Here is a 16,614-nt window from a genome sequence, read left to right on the forward strand (position 1 = left end):
GCGCCTTTGCCCATTTTTTGCCTCAATCATCACATTTCAATCACGTGACTTCCTATCTTCGCTTTTTGACGTTCGAAATAGAAAACTGTTTATCAACATTTATTATGATATGCCCGCTATTTAAAGGAGAAGTATGAAAAAGATAACGATTCTCGCGGCAGCCGTCCTGGCATCGGCACTCTATGCGGCCCCCGCAGCCGATCAGCAGACCGAAGCGATGCAGGCGCGCCAGACGGAGATGCTCAAGCAGATCCAGACGGAACTGGGCCTCAGCGACAAGCAGACGCAGGAGTGGGGGGAGATCCACGAACGCTATCTCAAGGCGCATATGAAACTGCGTGTCGAGCAGACCCATGAGATCGAAGCGCTGCTCAACGACGAACAGCAGAAAAAGTTCGAGGCGATGCAGCACCGTTTCCGCGAACGTCTGAACCAGCGGATGGGCGCGCAGCAGTAAGCGCGTCCCCCGCTCCCGCTATAATGGCGTCATGCAAACCCTCAAGACGCCCGTTTCCGCCACCGTTGAAATCAAACAATCAAAATTCATCGCCCACCTTGTCCCCTACGGCGTATTCGATACAACGCTGCAACGTCTGAAAGAGGAGCATCCAAAGGGGCGCCATTTCGTGACGGCTTTCCGCTACCTGAATGAGCATATGCAGGTCGTCGAGGGGAGCAGCGACGACGGCGAACCGAAGGGGACGTCGGGTAAACCGAGCCTTGCCGTTTTGGCAGGGCATGACCTGATCGACGTCGCTGTCATTACGGTGCGCTATTTCGGCGGCACGAAGCTGGGGACGGGGGGACTGGTCCGTGCCTATACGCAGGCGGTTTCCGATGCCGCGGCCCTGGCGGAACTGACCGAGTACATCCCCCAGGTGGAAGCAGCGTTCAGCTGCGGTTACAGCGCAGTGTCGCAGATGGAGTATCTTCTTGGAGAGTGCGGTGTTGCCGATGTCGAGAAGTCGTTCGGTACCGCGGAGGTCCGCTGGCATGTGCGGGCGGGAAGGGAAGTCCTGGACGTCTTTTTCGAGCGTGCGGGACGGCGGCTGGAACGACTGTACTGAGGGCCCGGCCTAGGTGAAAAGGCGAAGTCGCAGCTGTTTCTCCGCTTCGATGATGCCAAACAGCGCCATTCCCATCCCCAGCATTAGGAGCAGATCCGTCGGCGGCACGGCTTCGGTTCCGAAGATCCCCTGCAGGGCGGGCAGGTAGGTGATGCAAAGCTGCCCCAGCAGCACAACGCCGATGGCGCCCCAGACGATAGGGGTGCCCCGGAGCGCACTCCAGGAGAGGGCGGTTTCACGGAAGTTCCGGATGAAAAGCAGATGGAAGATTTCCAGTGTGACGAGCGTGTTCATCGCAAGGGTACGTGCCAGGGCTTCGGAGTCGCCGCGGGTGACGGCGTAGTCGTAGATGCCGAAAACGCCCGCGAGAAAGAGTGCCGCGACGAGGACAATGTGCCACAGCAGCCCTCCGCCGAGCAGCGATTCGTCCCGGGAGCGCGGCGGACGCCGCATCGTATGGCGCTCGGTCGGCTCAAATGCGAGGGCGATCCCCAGTGTCACTGCGGTGATCATGTTGACCCAGAGAATCTGGACGGGGGTGATGGGCAGCGCCATCTGCAGCAAGAGGGCGGCAATGATGGTCAGCGCCTCGCCTGCGTTGGTCGGCAGCGTCCAGCTGATGACCTTCTTGATGTTGTCGTAGACTGTCCGTCCTTCGCGGACAGCGGCGACGATCGAGGCGAAATTGTCATCGGCGAGCACGATTTCCGCCGCTTCCTTCGCCGCTTCGCTACCTGTTTTTCCCATCGCGATGCCGGCGCCGGCCCGCTTGAGCGCCGGGGCGTCGTTGACGCCGTCGCCCGTCATGGCTACGGTCATGCCGTTGGCCTGGAGTGCCATAACCAGCCGGAGTTTGTGTTCGGGGCTTGTACGCGCAAAGATCCCCGTCGTGGTGACAGCTTTTTTGAGTGCGGCATCGTCGAGGGTATCCAGTTCCGGTCCGGTCAAAACCGCATCGGCATGCTCCAGGCCGAGCGCTTTGCCGATGGCCAGTGCCGTAGTGGCATGGTCTCCGGTGATCATTTTTACCCCGATACCGGCGCGGCGGCATTCGGCCACGGCGTCGACGGCTTCGGGGCGCGGGGGATCGATGAAGCCTGCCAGCCCTAGGAAGATGAGAGCGCCTTCCAGATCGGAACGTTCCAGTACGGAGTGCTCCGGTGGCACGGGCCTAAGGGCAAAGGCCAGCACCCGCTGCCCCTGCGATGCGACCGCTTCGGCCTGTTCTTGCCAGTATTCCCGATCCAGCGGAGCGGTGCCGTTGTCTCTCTCCCTTTGCCTGTCGCAAAGTCCGAGGAGCGCTTCCGGCGCACCCTTGACGAAGATAACGGCTCGGTTTTCATGATCATGGTTGAGGGTTGCCATGAATTTGTGGGCGCTGTCGAAGGGGATGGCGTCGCTCCTGACCCAGCGGCCGCGGGTCTGTGCAAGGTCGCCGCCCGCCTTGCCGTAAAAGGCGAGCAGTGCCCCTTCCATCGGGTCGCCCTCGATCTCCCAAGCCTCTTCGTTATTCAGCAGTTCCGCGTCGTTGCACAATACGGCAGCTTCCCCCAGCTCCAGCAGTTCGGGGAAGCTGCCGGCGCCAATCTTTTCCCCCTCCGTTTCGATCTCCCCGGCGGGTTCGTAACCGGTACCGCCGACGGTGAAACGATTGCCGGCGGTGACGACCGTGGCGACGTTCATCTCGTTGCGCGTGAGCGTGCCGGTCTTGTCGGAGCAGATGACGGAGACCGCACCCAGTGTCTCGATGGCCGGCAGGCGGCGGACGATGGCGTTTCGCCTGGCCATTGCCTGGACACCGACGGCCAGGGTGATCGTCAACACGGCAGGCAGCCCTTCGGGGATGGCGGCGACAAAGATGCCGACGACGGCCATAAACAGTTCGTCGAAAGGATGCTCGAGAAGGCTATGGCCGACGGCGAGGATCAGGGCGGAGACGACAAGAATGAAGAGTGTCAGCACCTTGGCGAAGCGGGCCATCTGCAGGACCAGCGGCGTATTGAGGGTCTGCACTTCCGAGAGCAGGCTGCTGATACGCCCGATCTCGGTCCGGCCGCCGGTGGCGATAACGACGCCGGTGCCCTGGCCGCGGGTGACCGTCGTGCCGCTGTAGGCCATGCAGATACGGTCGCCGAGCGGGGCTGAGGCATCAACGTGCTCAGGCCGTTTTTCCACCGGGACCGATTCTCCGGTGAGAATAGCCTCCTGGACCTGGAGGCTGTTGGCCTTGAGCAGCCGCAGGTCTGCCGGGACCTTGTCTCCGGCCTCGAGGATGACGATGTCGCCGGGAACCAGCGTTTCTCCTGCGACGGTGCTGCGCCGTCCGCTGCGTACGACGGAGGAGTGCAGCGCGAGCATGTGGCGGATCGCCTCGAGCGCTTTTTCGGCTTTGCCCTCCTGTAAAAAGCCGATCAGGGCGTTGATGAGAACGACGGCGAGGATGACTGCGGTATCGACGAGGTGTCCGAGCAGTGCCGTGATGAAGGCGGCGCCGAGCAGAACGTAGATGAGGATATTATGAAATTGTGCCAGGAAACGCAGCAGCGGATGGGGTTTCGGCGGTTCGGGCAGCCGGTTGGGGCCGTAGGTTTCAAGTCGTGCGGCCGCTTCATCCTCACTGAGGCCGTCGGGTGAGGTTTCCAGCGCCTCCAGAACTTTTTCGGCCTCTTCGGCATGCCAGTTCGGTACGTTTTCCATAGCGTTCCTCCTGAGAGTGCACGGGGATAAACGATTGTAGCAAAAAATGAGAAGGGTGCGGTGAGGTGAAGGTGCCGCCCGGACGGCGGCGTGGCGTGTAGATCAGTGCTGGGCCAGAACGGTGTCGAACATCGTATAGGCTTTGCGCAGCCAGACTTTGGTACGCTGGCGCTCCATCAGATTCAGGTGGACCGTGCCGTTCTCTTTGGCGTTGGCGGCGGCCCAGAAGCTGAAGGTGTTTTTGTCGATCTTCTGCATCGTCGGCGTGTGCAGGGCGGGCAGGACGACCTCTTTGAGCGTCCCGTTCGCCGAACTCGTCACGGACGCGATGACGTCATCCACTTCGGAGAAGTCGCTGCCGCGCCCCTCGTTCTTGACGACGGCGCAGGTCATGACGACGCTGTACTTGGGCAGGAACTTCTTGAGAAGCTGTACGGAATCCTTACCGCCGTCGACGAGGTACCAGTAGACGATCTCGATCCCCGTCTCTTCGCACATGCCGAGGACGTCATTCTCCTCGATCCAGCGGTCTAGGAAGCGCTCGGACTGCGCGGGCAGGTCGACCAGGACGTTGGTGTCCTGTTCCAGCGCGAGCTCCATGATCTTGTCGGTGCTTTCGAAGGTGTCAAGGTTGATCGCATCGGTGAACTGTTCGTAGAAACGGGTGAGCGATGCGTGGGAACGGTCCGCGTCCAGGCCGACGAACGGAACGTCGTTGTCGATAAAATACTGCGAAAGCAGACGCGCGAAGACGGACTTCCCGACACCGCCTTTTTCCCCGCCGATAAAGTGAATCATACTCATGGGGTCTCTCTCCAATTCAAAAAATATATGCGTGGCATAGTATGCGCGTATAGTAGCCATGACGATCTAAAGACGGGCTGTAAAACAGCGGCCGGTGCGGAAAGTTTCTGAAGAATTACAGACGCACACTCTCCCGACGCGTCAGGCCGGCAGGGCTTTGCTTTGGTGGCGGAATATTTTGTATGCCGACACCATCAGCACGACGGCCAGCAGCAGGATCAGCATGTCGCTGGAAACAGCGCCGAGCAGTGCCGACCCCGCGGCGGCACCGATGATCGAACCGAGGGCCAGCGCGATGAAGAGAGGCTGCTCTTCACGCAAAACGACAAAAGCCTGGCTCCTGGTATAGCGGGCGAAGCCGACGAGCATGGTCGGCAGGCTGATGGCCAGCGAGAGACTGCCCGCCAGTTTCACGTCGATGCCGTAGAGCAGGACAATAACGGGAATAAGCAGCTCGCCGCCCGCGACGCCCAGCATCGACGCCACGACACCGATGCCGAACCCCGCCGCGATGCCCGCGGCAATTTCCACCGGCAGGGAGTCGAAAAGGGCGCCGTTCTGCGTCGGGAGGAACCAGTGCTCCAGCAGCAGTACCGCCGCAAGAAACAGCAGCAGCACGAGCACAATACGGTCGAGTGTCTGTTCACTGATCTTCATCGCGATCCCTGCCGCGATCCACGCGCCCGCCAAGGAGCCCAAAAGCAGGTTGAAAATGATGCTTTTGTATTCCCATATCTGTTCGAAAGGAATCTCATGGGATCGGAAAATCAAGGCAAAGAAAACGACGATCAGCGAGGTCGCTTTATTGAGGATAACCGCCTGGAGGGTCGCCAGCCGAAAAAGCCCCTTGAGAATCGGCAGCCGGAACTCTGCGCCGCCCAGGCCGATAAGCCCGGCCAGCGTCGCAACGGCACCCCCGGCACCAAATCCCTGGAGAAAACGTTTCATATAGCTTCGAACCCGATTTGTTTTGCAGACATCAAAAACCTTTTTGGCGATAGGATAAGTTCAGTAGATCCCTGGAAACAGGTGATAGCGTACACGCTCTGCATAATCAGGGTAGCCCGGCAACTCTTCCTGGAGCGTTCTGTCTTCAAGCGCAGTTCGGATCACGGCGATGACCAGTGCCGCTGCGGCCGGGATAAGGGTCCACAGGGAGTCCAGTGCGACGATGATGCCGGCAAGGGCCAGGAGGTTCCCGGCATAGCCCGGATGCCGGACGAAGGTGTAAGGGCCGCTGTCGCAGACCGTATGCCCGCGCTCCGTCTGGATACGCACCGTCGTGGCAAAAAAGCGGTTCTCGACGATGGCCCAGGCGGCAAATGCGTACCCGAGCACGATGAGGACAAGCCCAAGAATATTAAGCCATACCGGCATCAGCGGCGTCCACCCATAGCGGTGGTCAAGTCCCGCAACGATGACAAGAGGAAACGAGAGGCTCAGGGCCATCAGCGGTGCGAGAATTTTGTCCCACGGTTTCGCACTTTTGGCCTTCTCCATGCTGGCCCGTTCTGCGAGAATCCCGGGATGCCGCTTTTCTGCAAAGTAACGCCCGCCGATACCGGCGGCAAATATGAGCACGGAATAGACCCAGCCCTGCCACCAGCCCCAATCGCCTCCGCAGAGCAGCAGTACCAGCGGGATGATGAGGTAGAGGAGAACCAGGTTAAGCCACAGTCGGCGGTTCGTAGCCTGATTTGTGTTTGGATCTATGGTATTCGTGCTCATCGTTTTACTCCGAAACAAAACATCTCTACTCCCTTGTCATGAAATAGACCGGTTTTGTGCTCTACTTCCCTCTGCTTTCAAATCTCGTGAGAGTGTCGCTGAGATATTTCCGTATCTCCTTTAACGACTCATGCGCCTGGACATATTTTTCTCTTATTTCCGGTTCATCAAAATAAAAATCGTCGCGATCGTACGTTCCGATCTGTTTGAGGTTTTCAAAAGCCATATCGATGTGCTGAATGCGCTGTTCGATGCTTCTGATCAGTATCTTTTGATGATGTTGTGACATTAATTTTCCTTGTTTGGGTTGACTCTTTTAGGCTGTTCGACTGCATATTCGGCATGATGATTCTTCAGCGCTATAGAGTCTATATGCATGATCCGCTCTTTTGCTTTTACTCATCTCTTTTCGTCATAGAACACGTGAAATGAGTAACTGGGAAACCATTATATCAGGCCCAGAAGTTTCAAACTCGCTTTTGCCAGTTTGACGCGCTCCTTTGCATCAGAGGGTTTTTTGATGTCAATATTCAGGGCAAACACGTAAAAGTGCCCTTTTTTCTCCAGCCATCCCACCAGCCAGCCGACGCCGTTGTTCGGAGCGTTCTGCCATCCGGTTTTACCGTAGAGCTTCCAGTCTGCCCCCTCTTCGAGCAAGAGGATCTCCCGCACGCTTTCTTGCACCTGTTTCGGAAGCGGCAGTCTGTTCTGAACGAGTCCGGTAAGGAACTCCACCTGTTCGAGTGCGCTGATCTTGAGCGGCCCGTCGAGCCAGAATCTGTCAACAACTTTTCCCGTCTCCTCGTTGCCGTAATGGAGTTTGACGAGGCCGGCACGCATACGTTCAAGACCGATGCGCCGTGCAAGTTCCTGGTAGATCGGTACGTTGGAGATGGCGATGGCCCTGCACAACCCCATATCATGTCCCCACTCCGGAATAAAAGGCTTGGCTGGGCCTTTGTAGGGCAGGGGCTCATCCACGCTTTTGACGACACCCGACGAGAGCCCGATGAGCGCGTTGGCAATTTTAAAAGTCGATGCGGGGATATAGCGTGTTTCAGTGCGGGTTTGGTTGTATCCAATGAACGCATTCCCAGTCATATCGTAGAGTATGAACGTTCCGTCGACATTCGCATTGTGAAAGAGCTCGGCAATCTTGGCATTTTCTTCCCAGCCGAAACCTACCGTCGGAAAGAGCAGAAGGGCTACTATGATGAGCCTGAATCTTTTCCTACGTACGGGGTGCATGTACATTTATGTGACCTTTAACGTTTAAAATGAGCAATCAAAAAGCAACCCGCGGGTTTTTGATTGGTCCCCTGTTTTGTTAGGTTCTATAAAGCAATAGAGACCCTGTGCCGATCATTACACTCCCGGCAATTTCATTCATCTGCTTTTGCGTCCGTTCGTTTTTGAAAAGTTGTCTCGCACGGGATGCCGAATAGGCATAAAACGACATGACCGCACCCAGAATGGAAGAGACGATAAAGGCTATGGAGAAAACATCCAAACTGCTCAGTGCATTCAAGTCTACAAATGTGGGTAGAAATCCCAGATAGAACAAGATGACCTTTGGATTGCCGAGCGTTATGGAGAGGCCGCTTAAAAAGCGGTGCTTTTTTGAAGCGGTGATTTCCATTTTTTCCGGATGCGACCGCCACAATTTAATCCCCAGCCAAATCAGGTACCCCGCGCCCAGATACTTGATAATAAGAAACATTGTTTCAAATGTTTCTGAGATGGCCGCAAGACCGAAAATCGCGAACAGAAGAAATATCAAATCACCCGTAACAATCCCTGCGATAACAGGCAACGTATTTCTGAATCCCGAAGCCAAAGCTTTGGATACGGTAATAAACACTCCGGGCCCCGGTGTCACGGCTAAAACAAACATGGCGGCAGATAAACCTGCAATACTGTAAAAAGTCATGGTTCTACTCTAATTTGTGGTACATTTTCTCGATCACCATGGCTTGGTGGTGTGGATACCACTAAAAATTCCAAATCTTTTTCATGTTCATTGCTCAAGGTGTGTGCAATACCGGCAGGAATATGAAAGCCTTCATGCGGATGGAGGATGTGTATTTCGCCTGCCACTTCAAGCGTTGCAATACCGGAAAGAACGTAGAAGAATTGTTCCGCCTTCTTATGAAAGTGGCGAGTCTCACAGGAACCTTTGGGCACGCGTTCCTGAATCACGCTTAGGTTTTTAGAAGCAGCAAGGTGCCAACCTTCGCAGTTGGTAGCCCATACATAATGATCAGCATTTTTTACAGAAACGATTGGCATTTGATACTCCCATGTCTAACGTTTAAAATGACAATCAAAAAGCCGCTCGCGGGTTTTTGATTGGTCTCCACTGATTTGTTATGCATCTTATTCAAAGGTGACGTATTTATTTTTTACCAAATATTCTAACGACGATAAGTTCTTTACTTTTGTTGTCAGTTCTGGAACTCTCGCGCAAATTCCCCATCCTTCTTTTGGTTTGAGAATTTTATCTTCTGAGTATTCATGATATCCGGATTGTGAAATATCTGTGCTAAAACCGGGTTTGAAAACAGCTATATCCCATTCGACCTTTGTAACAACACTATCGCTAGCATTGCCAATAATTATATGAAGCGGATAAGGTTCCTTACATTCATCCGGTGAAAATTTAATTATCACTGCTACTTTTTCTATTTCCTTTTCTTTTGTCCAATCTTGATAATAGAAATACGCTCCCAAAACTGCCACAATTGCTACTACAACTCCTGAGAGAATAAGCATCTTCCTAGTAAAGTATATAAATAATGCCAAAACTATTGCTGCAGCAACCCATTCCACTGTTTATTCCTTTTTTATGCATAACTATTTATTCATTTCCAAAATATGTCATATTGCTTGAATATCGATAGATACCTGGAAACGAAGAGTGTCCTAGTGTCAGCTAAATAATCGCAATATTAAACAAATTGAAATATATCTGTTAATACTACGCTTTTTTTCTTAAAGCTGCAGAGACGTATATAATCTACACGCACGACGTGGTGGAGCTGAACAAGGAGAGCATCAAAAGCCCGCTGGACTTTTGAAATAGGAGGGAAGCTAGGAAGGCAGCACGTCTTGCGAACCGTTCGGGACTTTCTCTGTGGCGCTTTTTGCGGCAGATACGCTTTCGTGGTGCGCTTCGACTTCGACCGTCTTGCGGAACATGGAGTGCGTGAGGACGATGACGTTGAACACCGGGGTGATGTAGGCGGCGAAGGGGACCAGCGAGAGCAGGTAGAGCCCCAGCGTCGTCATCCTCACCTGCCCGCCGTGGAAGGCCATGATGAGCTTGAAGCGCTCCTTGGTCGTCGTTTCCGAGGCGACGTCGAGCAGGTAGAGCTTGTGGAACAGGTAGTAAAAGGGGAGATTGAAGGCCACGAGGTTCAGCAGCGGGACAAAATAGAAGGGCGTCAGCACCAAAAAGAGCAGAAGCATGATGAACACATGCTTCAGCGAGGCCAGGATGATGCCCGCGATGGAACCGTGGTGCTCCAGCGGCAGGTGGCTGTAGTGGCGCCGGTGTATCTCTTTGACGATGTAGGGGGTAAGGAAGCCGATGATGATCAGCGCGATGAACATGGCAAAGATGAATGTGATAAACCCGCCGACGGTAAAGACGATGAAGCTGACCAGCCAAGAGGTGACGGTATGCTCCATCAAGAAGCGCAGGATGGCCGAGCCCCCTTCGACCGTCGTCGTTTCGTGCTGCGTCTCGACCACGCCGTTCTGCTGTGTCTGCTGGTGCTGCTCTATCTGAAGCGTACTCTCGCGCAGCGAGTCGATGCCAGCGTCGGCAATGCCGAAAAAGAGCGTGTACATGAGCAGGATGGTACCCAGGAAGGGGATCAGCGCGAACTGGAGCATCCGTTTGGAAAAGAAGTCGCGGATGCTGATGGAGAGGAGTGTTTCGTTCACATATGTTCCTTGATCAGTGAGATGATCTCGGCGAAGCTGCTTTCGGGGACCTGCCCCTCATGGAGATAGAGGACGTTGCCGCTTTTGTCCGTGATGATGATGTCGGAATTGTCGTCGGCGACCTTCCAGGCGGCGACCCCCTTCTTATGCATATCTTTGACGTAGATCGTATCGGGGAATTTCTCCTGCTTCGCCTTGAGCGATTTGGCGATGGCGAAATTGGGCAGCCAGGTTGCCTCCATGTTGATGACGGCGACGGAGGCGAAACGGCTTCGGTCGAAGTCTTCGGCCTTCAGGGCGTCGGAGAAGGGGTTGTTGAGGTCTTTCTCGTCCGGGTCGACGTAGAAGATGACGTGGACCTTCTCTTTGAGCTCGTCACTGCTCCAGGCGGTGCCGTCGACTTTGCCGCCTTCATCGCCGTTGAGCGAGAGCGGGGGCAGGGGCTGGCCCGTCTGCAGGGCCATCAGGCTGAGCGTGAGTGCGAAAAGGGTCAGGATGATTTTCATAGGGATCCTTTGCGTGGTTTGGACGATTCTAGCATGGAAAGGCTTGGTTCCAGATGGCCCGGTCAGACTTTGCTCCAGAGCTTTTCATTGAGCTTCAGCTCCTCGACGATGCCGATGGAGGAGCGCAGGGTGCGGATGTAGCCCATGGCCTGTTCGATGGAGAGCAGGGAGGCAAAGACCGTCGGTTCGAAGAGGTCCTTGTCGTAGTCGACGGCGATCATGATCTTCTCGCCGTTAAAGGAGACGTAGATCTTGCTGCCCGTATCGTTTTTCAGTTTGAGCAGCCGCTGCATCATCGTGTGCGTCAGGATATAGCGCGCTTCGATCTGGTCGGTGCCGTAGACGACGAAGGCCTTCTCGAAAGCGGGGTCGTCCATCTTGACGAGCTGGTCTTTGGTAAAGTTGCGCGACTGCAGCATCCCGCCGATATAGGAGCCGAAAAGGTTTTCGGCGAGGTCGGGAAGGATGAGGGTGCGCCCCTTGAAGTGTTTGTTGAAGTCCGCGACGATGAAGAGCCCCTGGAAGATCGTCGACCAGTGGGTCCTGCCCTTGGAGTCGCGGCTGCGGTGTTCGGCATGAATGTCGGAGAACTGCAGTGAGATACCGTCGATCTGCCCCCGCACGAGGTCGTTGCCCCGGAAACGGTCGACACGCTTATCGAAGAGGTGGGAGAACTGGAAGAGCGACTGGGGGATGAAAGCGTCCGGGGCATAATGGAGCTCTTTTTCGATCGCCTCGATCAGCGGCCGGATGATCTTCTCCTTGAACCCGCTGCGATAACCGCTGACGAGCATCCGGTAGCCGAAGCCGCCGATGGTCGTCGCCCCGACACCGATCCAGATGAATGATTCGTTAAAGCAGTGGCAGCTGTTGTAGATGAAAGCGATGATCAGCAGCGACAGCGCCCCCAGGATGCCGAAGAGGGTCAGGACCTTCTTGCGGACCGCGTGGCGCTCCTGCTCCAGCTCCTGCAGGGAGTCGTAGAGTTCCGTATAGTAATAATCAGTAAGTTCAGAGGCGCTCTTCATCAGGGGTTACTGTTTGAAAAGGGCTCCGACATCGACGTTTTTACGTTCGTCCTCCGTGATCTCGAAGACCTGTTTGCGGGTATAGTGCATCATATTGGCGAGAATGTTCGTCGGGATCATCTCGATGGCGTTGTTGTAGTCCGTCACGGCCTGGTTGTAGGCGCGGCGGGCCGCGGCGATCTGGGCTTCGATCTCGGAGAGGCTGCGCTGCAGGTGCATGACGTTTTCGTTGGCCTTGAGGTCCGGGTAGTTCTCCACCGCGACCATGATGCTGCCGAGCGCAGAGGTGATCTGCTTGTCCAGGACGATCTTCTGTTCATCGGAGATCCCCGGTTTCATCGCCTGGGAACGCAGTTCGGTGACCTTCTCCAGAATGCCGCGCTCGTGCTGCATATACTGCTGGACGGAGCTGACAAGGTTCGGGATGAGGTTGTAGCGTTTTTTGAGCACGGCATCGATGCCGGCGAAGATGTTGTCGACCTGGTTCTTTTTGGCAACGAGGCTGTTGTACATCAGGACGATGATGACGACGATGACGGCAAGGATGATGAGTGCGGTCATGGGGATACTCCGGGGAAATGATATGGTTTATTGTACTGAAAAAGGGTACGAATCCGTAAACGAGGGGGATAAGTAAAAAGCAACGCAAGGGCCGCTACAATTGGACATCAAGCACAAAGGGGCAGTATGCAGAGCAGACGATATTCGGTCCGTGGCCGGGTGCAGGGGGTATGGTTCCGCGCGACCATCCAGCAGCATGCCCGGGAAATGGGGTTGTGCGGCTATATCCGCAACTGTTCCGACGGCAGCGTCGAAGCCGCCGTCAGCTGTCCCAATGACGACTGTTTCGACCAGTTCGAACGGCTGCTGTGGGAAGGATCGCCGCTCAGCGTCGTCGACAATGTCTCCTACGACATCATCGAAGAAATTTTTGAAGGGGATTTCGAGCAGCGCTAGACAGCGGGGGCTTTGGCGGCGTGCAGCCCTGCCAGGTAGCCGCTGCCCCAGGCAAAATGGAAGTTGAAGCCGCCGCGGTGCCCGGTAATGTCGATGACCTCCCCGGCAAAAAAGAGCCCCTCGACGATCTGTGACGCCATTGTTTTGGGGTCGATCGCCTCCGTCGCCACGCCGCCGCCGGCGACTTCGGCATGCTGGTAGCCGTGGGTGTCGGTGACCGTGAAGGACCACTGCTTGATGATATAGGCCACCTTCTTTGCCGTCTTGGCATTAAGGGCGCTGCAGGGCAGGTCGGCCGCAATTTTCTGTGCCTGCAGCAGCGGACGGATCAGTTTGCGCGGCAGCAGCCCGCAGAGCAGATCGTAGAGCGTATCATCGGGAATCGTTTTGGCCATCTGTTCGATCTGGGATGCGAGCGACTGCACGGTAAAGCGGGGAAGCAGGTCGATCTTCACGGTGACGTAGGCATAGGCCTGCAGGGCACGCGACGTGGCATGGGAGAGGTCCAGGACGGCAAAACCCGAGACGCCGTAGCGTGTGAACAGCAGATCGCCTTCCTCCTCCTGTACAGTCGCGTTGTCAACGAGCAGCGTCACCCGCGCGGTCGTCTTGGTCCCGGCCATCTTCTCCAGCTCCGCCGCATCGAGATGCAGCCCGACCAGCGAAGGGAAGGGGGGCACGATGCGGTGGCCGAGCGCTTCGGCCATCGCCATCCCGCTGTCGTTGCCGCCGAGCTGCGGTGCGGCGGGCGAGCCCGTCGCGATGATCAGCCGTTCATAGCGGCGTGTCTCCTCACCGGCCGCGACGGCAAAAATGTTTCCCTCCCCCGTGACTCCCGTGACATAGGCGCCGTTCTCAAAACGGACTCCCCGGTGCTGCGCGGCACGCAGCAGGACGCTCTGCACGCTGCGCGCCTCCTGGCTCATGGGGTAGCATTTGCCGTCCTCCCTGATCTCCAGCAGCAGGCCGAGACGTTTGCAGAAGCGCTCGAACGCGGTGAAGTTCATCGTCTCCAGCGCAAAAGCGGCGAAGTCCGTGGCTTCCCCTTCGAAATCATCCAGGTCCGAGGTCGTGTTGATAATGTTGCAGTGCCCGTTGCCCGAGGCAAGGATCTTTTTGCCGGGTTCGGCATTCTGCTCGTAAACGGTGACGCCGGCACCCGCTTCCGCTGCCGTGATGGCGGCCATAAGCCCTGCGGCACCGCCGCCGATAATTGCGATCGTACTCATAATGGGATTGTAGTGGCTGTCGGGTTAGTTTCGGGTTAGTTTCGGAAAAGAATAGGGGGAGAAAAAAAGAAAAGGCACCCGGGGGTGCCCGAAGGCGGCGGAATTAATTCCAGCCGTCTTTGACGATCTGAGTCGATTTATCGTACGGATACTTCTCGACCAGTTCTTTGACAGAGAGTTTCTGATCGCCGCTTCTCATGAAGTGCGCCAGAGTAACGGATGCCCAGTAGTCGTCAGCATATGCTGTGCCTTCGAGCTGAACCGGAACACCTTTCTTGTTGACCGTGTGACATGCGGAACATGTGACCGGGCCTGCGTATTCGCCGTCCGGGCTGTACTGCAGCGCCTGCTCATGCGTCGTAATGTCAACCGTGCGGTTCGGTCCGTCATAGCGTGTCGTGTAGAGGCCGTGTGTGGACTCGTGACATGTCTGACAAGCCAGGTCGCCGTGCGCTTTGGAGTAGCGGAACAGAGACAGTTTGTTGTTCTGGTCGATCGGGAAGTACTGACCGCCTTCACTTTCAACAAACGGAGCGATGTGACAGTCTGCACAATGCGGTTCTGCCGCTGCCAGCCACCAGTCGTTACCGCCGGATGCCGCTGCATACGGTACTGCACCGCCAGTCGGGTGGTTCCACGGTTTCAGGTCAAGACCGTCTTTCGCGACGTTTTTGACGAGGACAGCAGATTCGTGCTCAGAGTAGTACTTCAGTACTTCGTTCCCGCCGGTCGTTTTCGGGTCGGCAATCGCTACGAATTTCTTCATGTCGCCGCCGGTAACCGCATTGACGATGTCTTTGAGAGACTTGTTACGGATGGATTTACCTTCGAGGGTCTGAACCGTTTTGAGGTCATCCAGTGCCTGCATTTTCTGTGCGACTTTCGTGTGACAGTTCGTACAGTACAGACCGCGCATTTTGGAAACACGCTCACCGTTCTCATCTTTGTGTGCGACTTCGTTGAGCTGGAACTTACCGTATTCGTTCAGGAAGAACGGCGGTTTGGCATCCGGGTTGGAGTGCGCGTCACGGCGGACATAACAACCACCACCGCTTGTACGGACATCACCTTCGCTGAAACGGCCTTCACCGTAACGGTCAGCAACACGGTACGGGTTCGTATCGTCGTTCATGCTCGGGTTCTGGAAGTGTGTCGGGTGACAGGACTGACATGCTTGTGAGCGGCCAGCGGCATCCGGCATCGGAACCATAGAGAGGTGGAAGCTGTGGATCGCTTCGGTCAGCGTTTTAGCCTTGACAGTCTTGTAGCCTGTCGCACCCGGACGCGGTTCTTCGAGGTTACCGGAGACGTTGTCGCCGTGACAGTCGGCACAGTTGACCTCACCGGTCTGACCCAGACGGTTGGAAGACGCTTTGTCGTTGTAGTGCTTCAGGAACGTCGTGCCGTGGTGGGCGTCGTGGAGCGAGAGAATGTTGATGGATGCTTCACTGAGGCGTGCCATGTATTCACTCTCATCCGGGTAGGTTTTCCAGTAGGCGTACTCTTTGTCAGACTGCGTCAGACCTTCGTCGCGTGCCATCTGGGCTGCTTTACCCTGGCGGGAGTGACATGCATAACAGTTCGGAATGTCGACCGGGTTGGTACCGAAGTATTCAACGATCTGACCGTTTTCATCCATGATCGGGCGACCGTTCTGGTCGTGTACCTGAACCGCGGATTTCTGGAACGGCTGGAAATCTTTCTCCGTGACGGAACGGATTGTCCCTCTACGTGTAGAGTCGTTGAACGCCGTCAGCGGCAGACCCAGTGCGTCCCAGAGGTGTGACGCCGTCAGAACGAGCGGGATGTTCTGGACCGGCGGAACCAGTGTGTTTGTGAAGACGACGTTGCTACCGTCTTTACCGGAATACTCGAGGTAACCGCCGGCGATGTGCTTGCCTGTCGGGCCGGAGTCGATCGGTACCTTGATGTCTTTACCGACAAAGAGGCGGTCTTTCGCCGTGGCACCTGCAGGAATAGTACCTTCAAGGTCTTTATAGATAAAGAGGTGCTTCCAAACATAGTTGGCTACGTTGTCGCCCGGGTCGTCCATACGGCCGTTGCCGTCGACGTCTTTGGCGACAGACCAGTACTTCATCTTGTTGCCTTCACTGTACGAGTTGTCTTTCGTATAGTAGTAGAGCTTGACTTTGTCATCCGGTGTCAGCAGTTTCGGCAGTGCGCCGTCCGTACCGGATTTTACAGCCTGGGACTGAATTGAGTTGTAAGGCGGAATGACACAGCAGTAGCTCATCTCAAAACCGACACAGTGCATCCCCAACTCATAGTTGACGAACGCATTGATCTCGTTTTTGGGATTGTAAGCTTTTACTTTCTTTCCACCGATTTTCATTTCAGTCGGCTTGAGCAAAGTCATACTAAACGGCGGGTTCTTGTCATACTCTTTGACAGAAGCCGATGCAGTACTGGACAGTGCAGCCAGGGTGAGCGCCGCTGCCGTCATAACAGAAACGCCACGAAGTTTTCGATTCATCATGTACTCCTCAGTGATAGAAATCCCGTTAGTTTTGCATTTGTTTTTTTAATCTATCTTTAAAGGGAAAAAACTTAAATGGGACTGTGATGAACGTGTGATAAAAATAAGAAAATTCTATACTTGCAGCTTATGGTTCCGTTACGAAAAAATAAT

18 protein-coding genes are annotated in these 16,614 nt (G+C 55.5%); 3 read left to right on the top strand and 15 right to left on the bottom strand.

Going from position 1 to position 16,614, the window contains the following annotated elements; translation table 11 throughout:
• The first annotated feature begins 133 nt into the window (after window positions 1-133).
• Both WCX18_RS04105 and WCX18_RS04110 read left to right on the top strand, forming a co-directional pair.
• Window positions 134-457: a hypothetical protein gene (locus WCX18_RS04105; RefSeq protein WP_345989858.1), complete on the top strand. Its 324-nt coding sequence runs from the start codon at window positions 134-136 to the stop codon at window positions 455-457.
• Between the two features lie 31 nt (window positions 458-488).
• Complete coding sequence (locus tag WCX18_RS04110) at window positions 489-1,067, top strand: YigZ family protein (protein ID WP_345989860.1); 579 nt, start codon at window positions 489-491, stop codon at window positions 1,065-1,067.
• Between the two features lie 9 nt (window positions 1,068-1,076).
• On the opposite strand, the gene WCX18_RS04115 is transcribed toward WCX18_RS04110, so the two are convergent.
• The 13 genes from WCX18_RS04115 to WCX18_RS04175 all read right to left on the bottom strand — a co-directional run bounded on the left by WCX18_RS04115 (window position 1,077) and on the right by WCX18_RS04175 (window position 12,339).
• On the bottom strand, window positions 1,077-3,764 hold the full coding sequence (locus WCX18_RS04115) for a cation-transporting P-type ATPase (protein ID WP_345989862.1): 2,688 nt from the start codon (window positions 3,762-3,764) through the stop codon (window positions 1,077-1,079).
• A gap of 102 nt (window positions 3,765-3,866) precedes the next feature.
• Entirely contained in the window at window positions 3,867-4,568 is a 702-nt protein-coding gene (locus tag WCX18_RS04120) for a hypothetical protein (protein ID WP_345989865.1), read from the bottom strand.
• 141 nt (window positions 4,569-4,709) lie between these two features.
• Complete coding sequence (locus tag WCX18_RS04125) at window positions 4,710-5,516, bottom strand: sulfite exporter TauE/SafE family protein (RefSeq protein ID WP_345989868.1); 807 nt, start codon at window positions 5,514-5,516, stop codon at window positions 4,710-4,712.
• Window positions 5,517-5,576: 60 nt separating this feature from the next.
• Window positions 5,577-6,296 carry an isoprenylcysteine carboxylmethyltransferase family protein gene (locus WCX18_RS04130; protein WP_345989870.1) on the bottom strand — a complete coding sequence of 240 codons (720 nt, stop codon included), beginning with the start codon at window positions 6,294-6,296 and terminating at the stop codon, window positions 5,577-5,579.
• A 61-nt stretch (window positions 6,297-6,357) separates the two neighbouring features.
• On the bottom strand, window positions 6,358-6,585 hold the full coding sequence (locus WCX18_RS04135) for a hypothetical protein (RefSeq protein WP_345989873.1): 228 nt from the start codon (window positions 6,583-6,585) through the stop codon (window positions 6,358-6,360).
• Window positions 6,586-6,743: 158 nt separating this feature from the next.
• The gene (blaOXA, locus tag WCX18_RS04140; RefSeq protein WP_345989875.1) at window positions 6,744-7,544 is read right to left on the bottom strand and encodes a class D beta-lactamase; all 801 of its coding nucleotides are present in this window, start codon (window positions 7,542-7,544) and stop codon (window positions 6,744-6,746) included.
• A gap of 79 nt (window positions 7,545-7,623) precedes the next feature.
• Complete coding sequence (locus WCX18_RS04145; protein ID WP_345989877.1) at window positions 7,624-8,226, bottom strand: LysE family translocator; 603 nt, start codon at window positions 8,224-8,226, stop codon at window positions 7,624-7,626.
• The gene (locus tag WCX18_RS04150) at window positions 8,223-8,585 is read right to left on the bottom strand and encodes a cupin domain-containing protein (RefSeq protein WP_345989881.1); all 363 of its coding nucleotides are present in this window, start codon (window positions 8,583-8,585) and stop codon (window positions 8,223-8,225) included. The genes WCX18_RS04145 and WCX18_RS04150 overlap by 4 nt, the downstream gene beginning before the upstream one ends.
• A gap of 87 nt (window positions 8,586-8,672) precedes the next feature.
• Complete coding sequence (locus tag WCX18_RS04155) at window positions 8,673-9,125, bottom strand: hypothetical protein (protein WP_345989883.1); 453 nt, start codon at window positions 9,123-9,125, stop codon at window positions 8,673-8,675.
• 261 nt (window positions 9,126-9,386) lie between these two features.
• On the bottom strand, window positions 9,387-10,244 hold the full coding sequence (locus WCX18_RS04160; protein WP_345989885.1) for an EI24 domain-containing protein: 858 nt from the start codon (window positions 10,242-10,244) through the stop codon (window positions 9,387-9,389).
• Entirely contained in the window at window positions 10,241-10,750 is a 510-nt protein-coding gene (locus WCX18_RS04165; RefSeq protein ID WP_345989888.1) for a YtfJ family protein, read from the bottom strand. The genes WCX18_RS04160 and WCX18_RS04165 overlap by 4 nt, the downstream gene beginning before the upstream one ends.
• 62 nt (window positions 10,751-10,812) lie before the next feature.
• Window positions 10,813-11,778 (bottom strand): DUF3137 domain-containing protein, encoded by a 966-nt coding sequence (locus WCX18_RS04170; RefSeq protein WP_345989890.1) that lies wholly within the window; start codon window positions 11,776-11,778, stop codon window positions 10,813-10,815.
• 6 nt (window positions 11,779-11,784) lie between these two features.
• Window positions 11,785-12,339 carry a LemA family protein gene (locus WCX18_RS04175; RefSeq protein WP_345989894.1) on the bottom strand — a complete coding sequence of 185 codons (555 nt, stop codon included), beginning with the start codon at window positions 12,337-12,339 and terminating at the stop codon, window positions 11,785-11,787.
• Window positions 12,340-12,465: 126 nt separating this feature from the next.
• On the opposite strand from WCX18_RS04175, the gene WCX18_RS04180 reads away from it, so the two are divergent.
• Window positions 12,466-12,735, top strand: a complete 270-nt coding sequence (locus WCX18_RS04180) for an acylphosphatase (RefSeq protein ID WP_345989896.1) — start codon at window positions 12,466-12,468, stop codon at window positions 12,733-12,735.
• Here the strand turns inward: WCX18_RS04180 and WCX18_RS04185 are convergent.
• Together WCX18_RS04185 and WCX18_RS04190 are read right to left on the bottom strand one after the other, a co-directional pair.
• Entirely contained in the window at window positions 12,732-13,964 is a 1,233-nt protein-coding gene (locus WCX18_RS04185; RefSeq protein WP_345989899.1) for an NAD(P)/FAD-dependent oxidoreductase, read from the bottom strand. The genes WCX18_RS04180 and WCX18_RS04185 overlap by 4 nt on opposite strands.
• A gap of 103 nt (window positions 13,965-14,067) precedes the next feature.
• Window positions 14,068-16,458 (bottom strand): hypothetical protein, encoded by a 2,391-nt coding sequence (locus tag WCX18_RS04190; RefSeq protein WP_345989901.1) that lies wholly within the window; start codon window positions 16,456-16,458, stop codon window positions 14,068-14,070.
• Window positions 16,459-16,614: the final 156 nt, after the last annotated feature.

The organism is Sulfurimonas sp. HSL1-2 (genome assembly GCF_039645565.1).
GTDB classification, from domain to species: domain Bacteria; phylum Campylobacterota; class Campylobacteria; order Campylobacterales; family Sulfurimonadaceae; genus Thiomicrolovo; species Thiomicrolovo zhangzhouensis.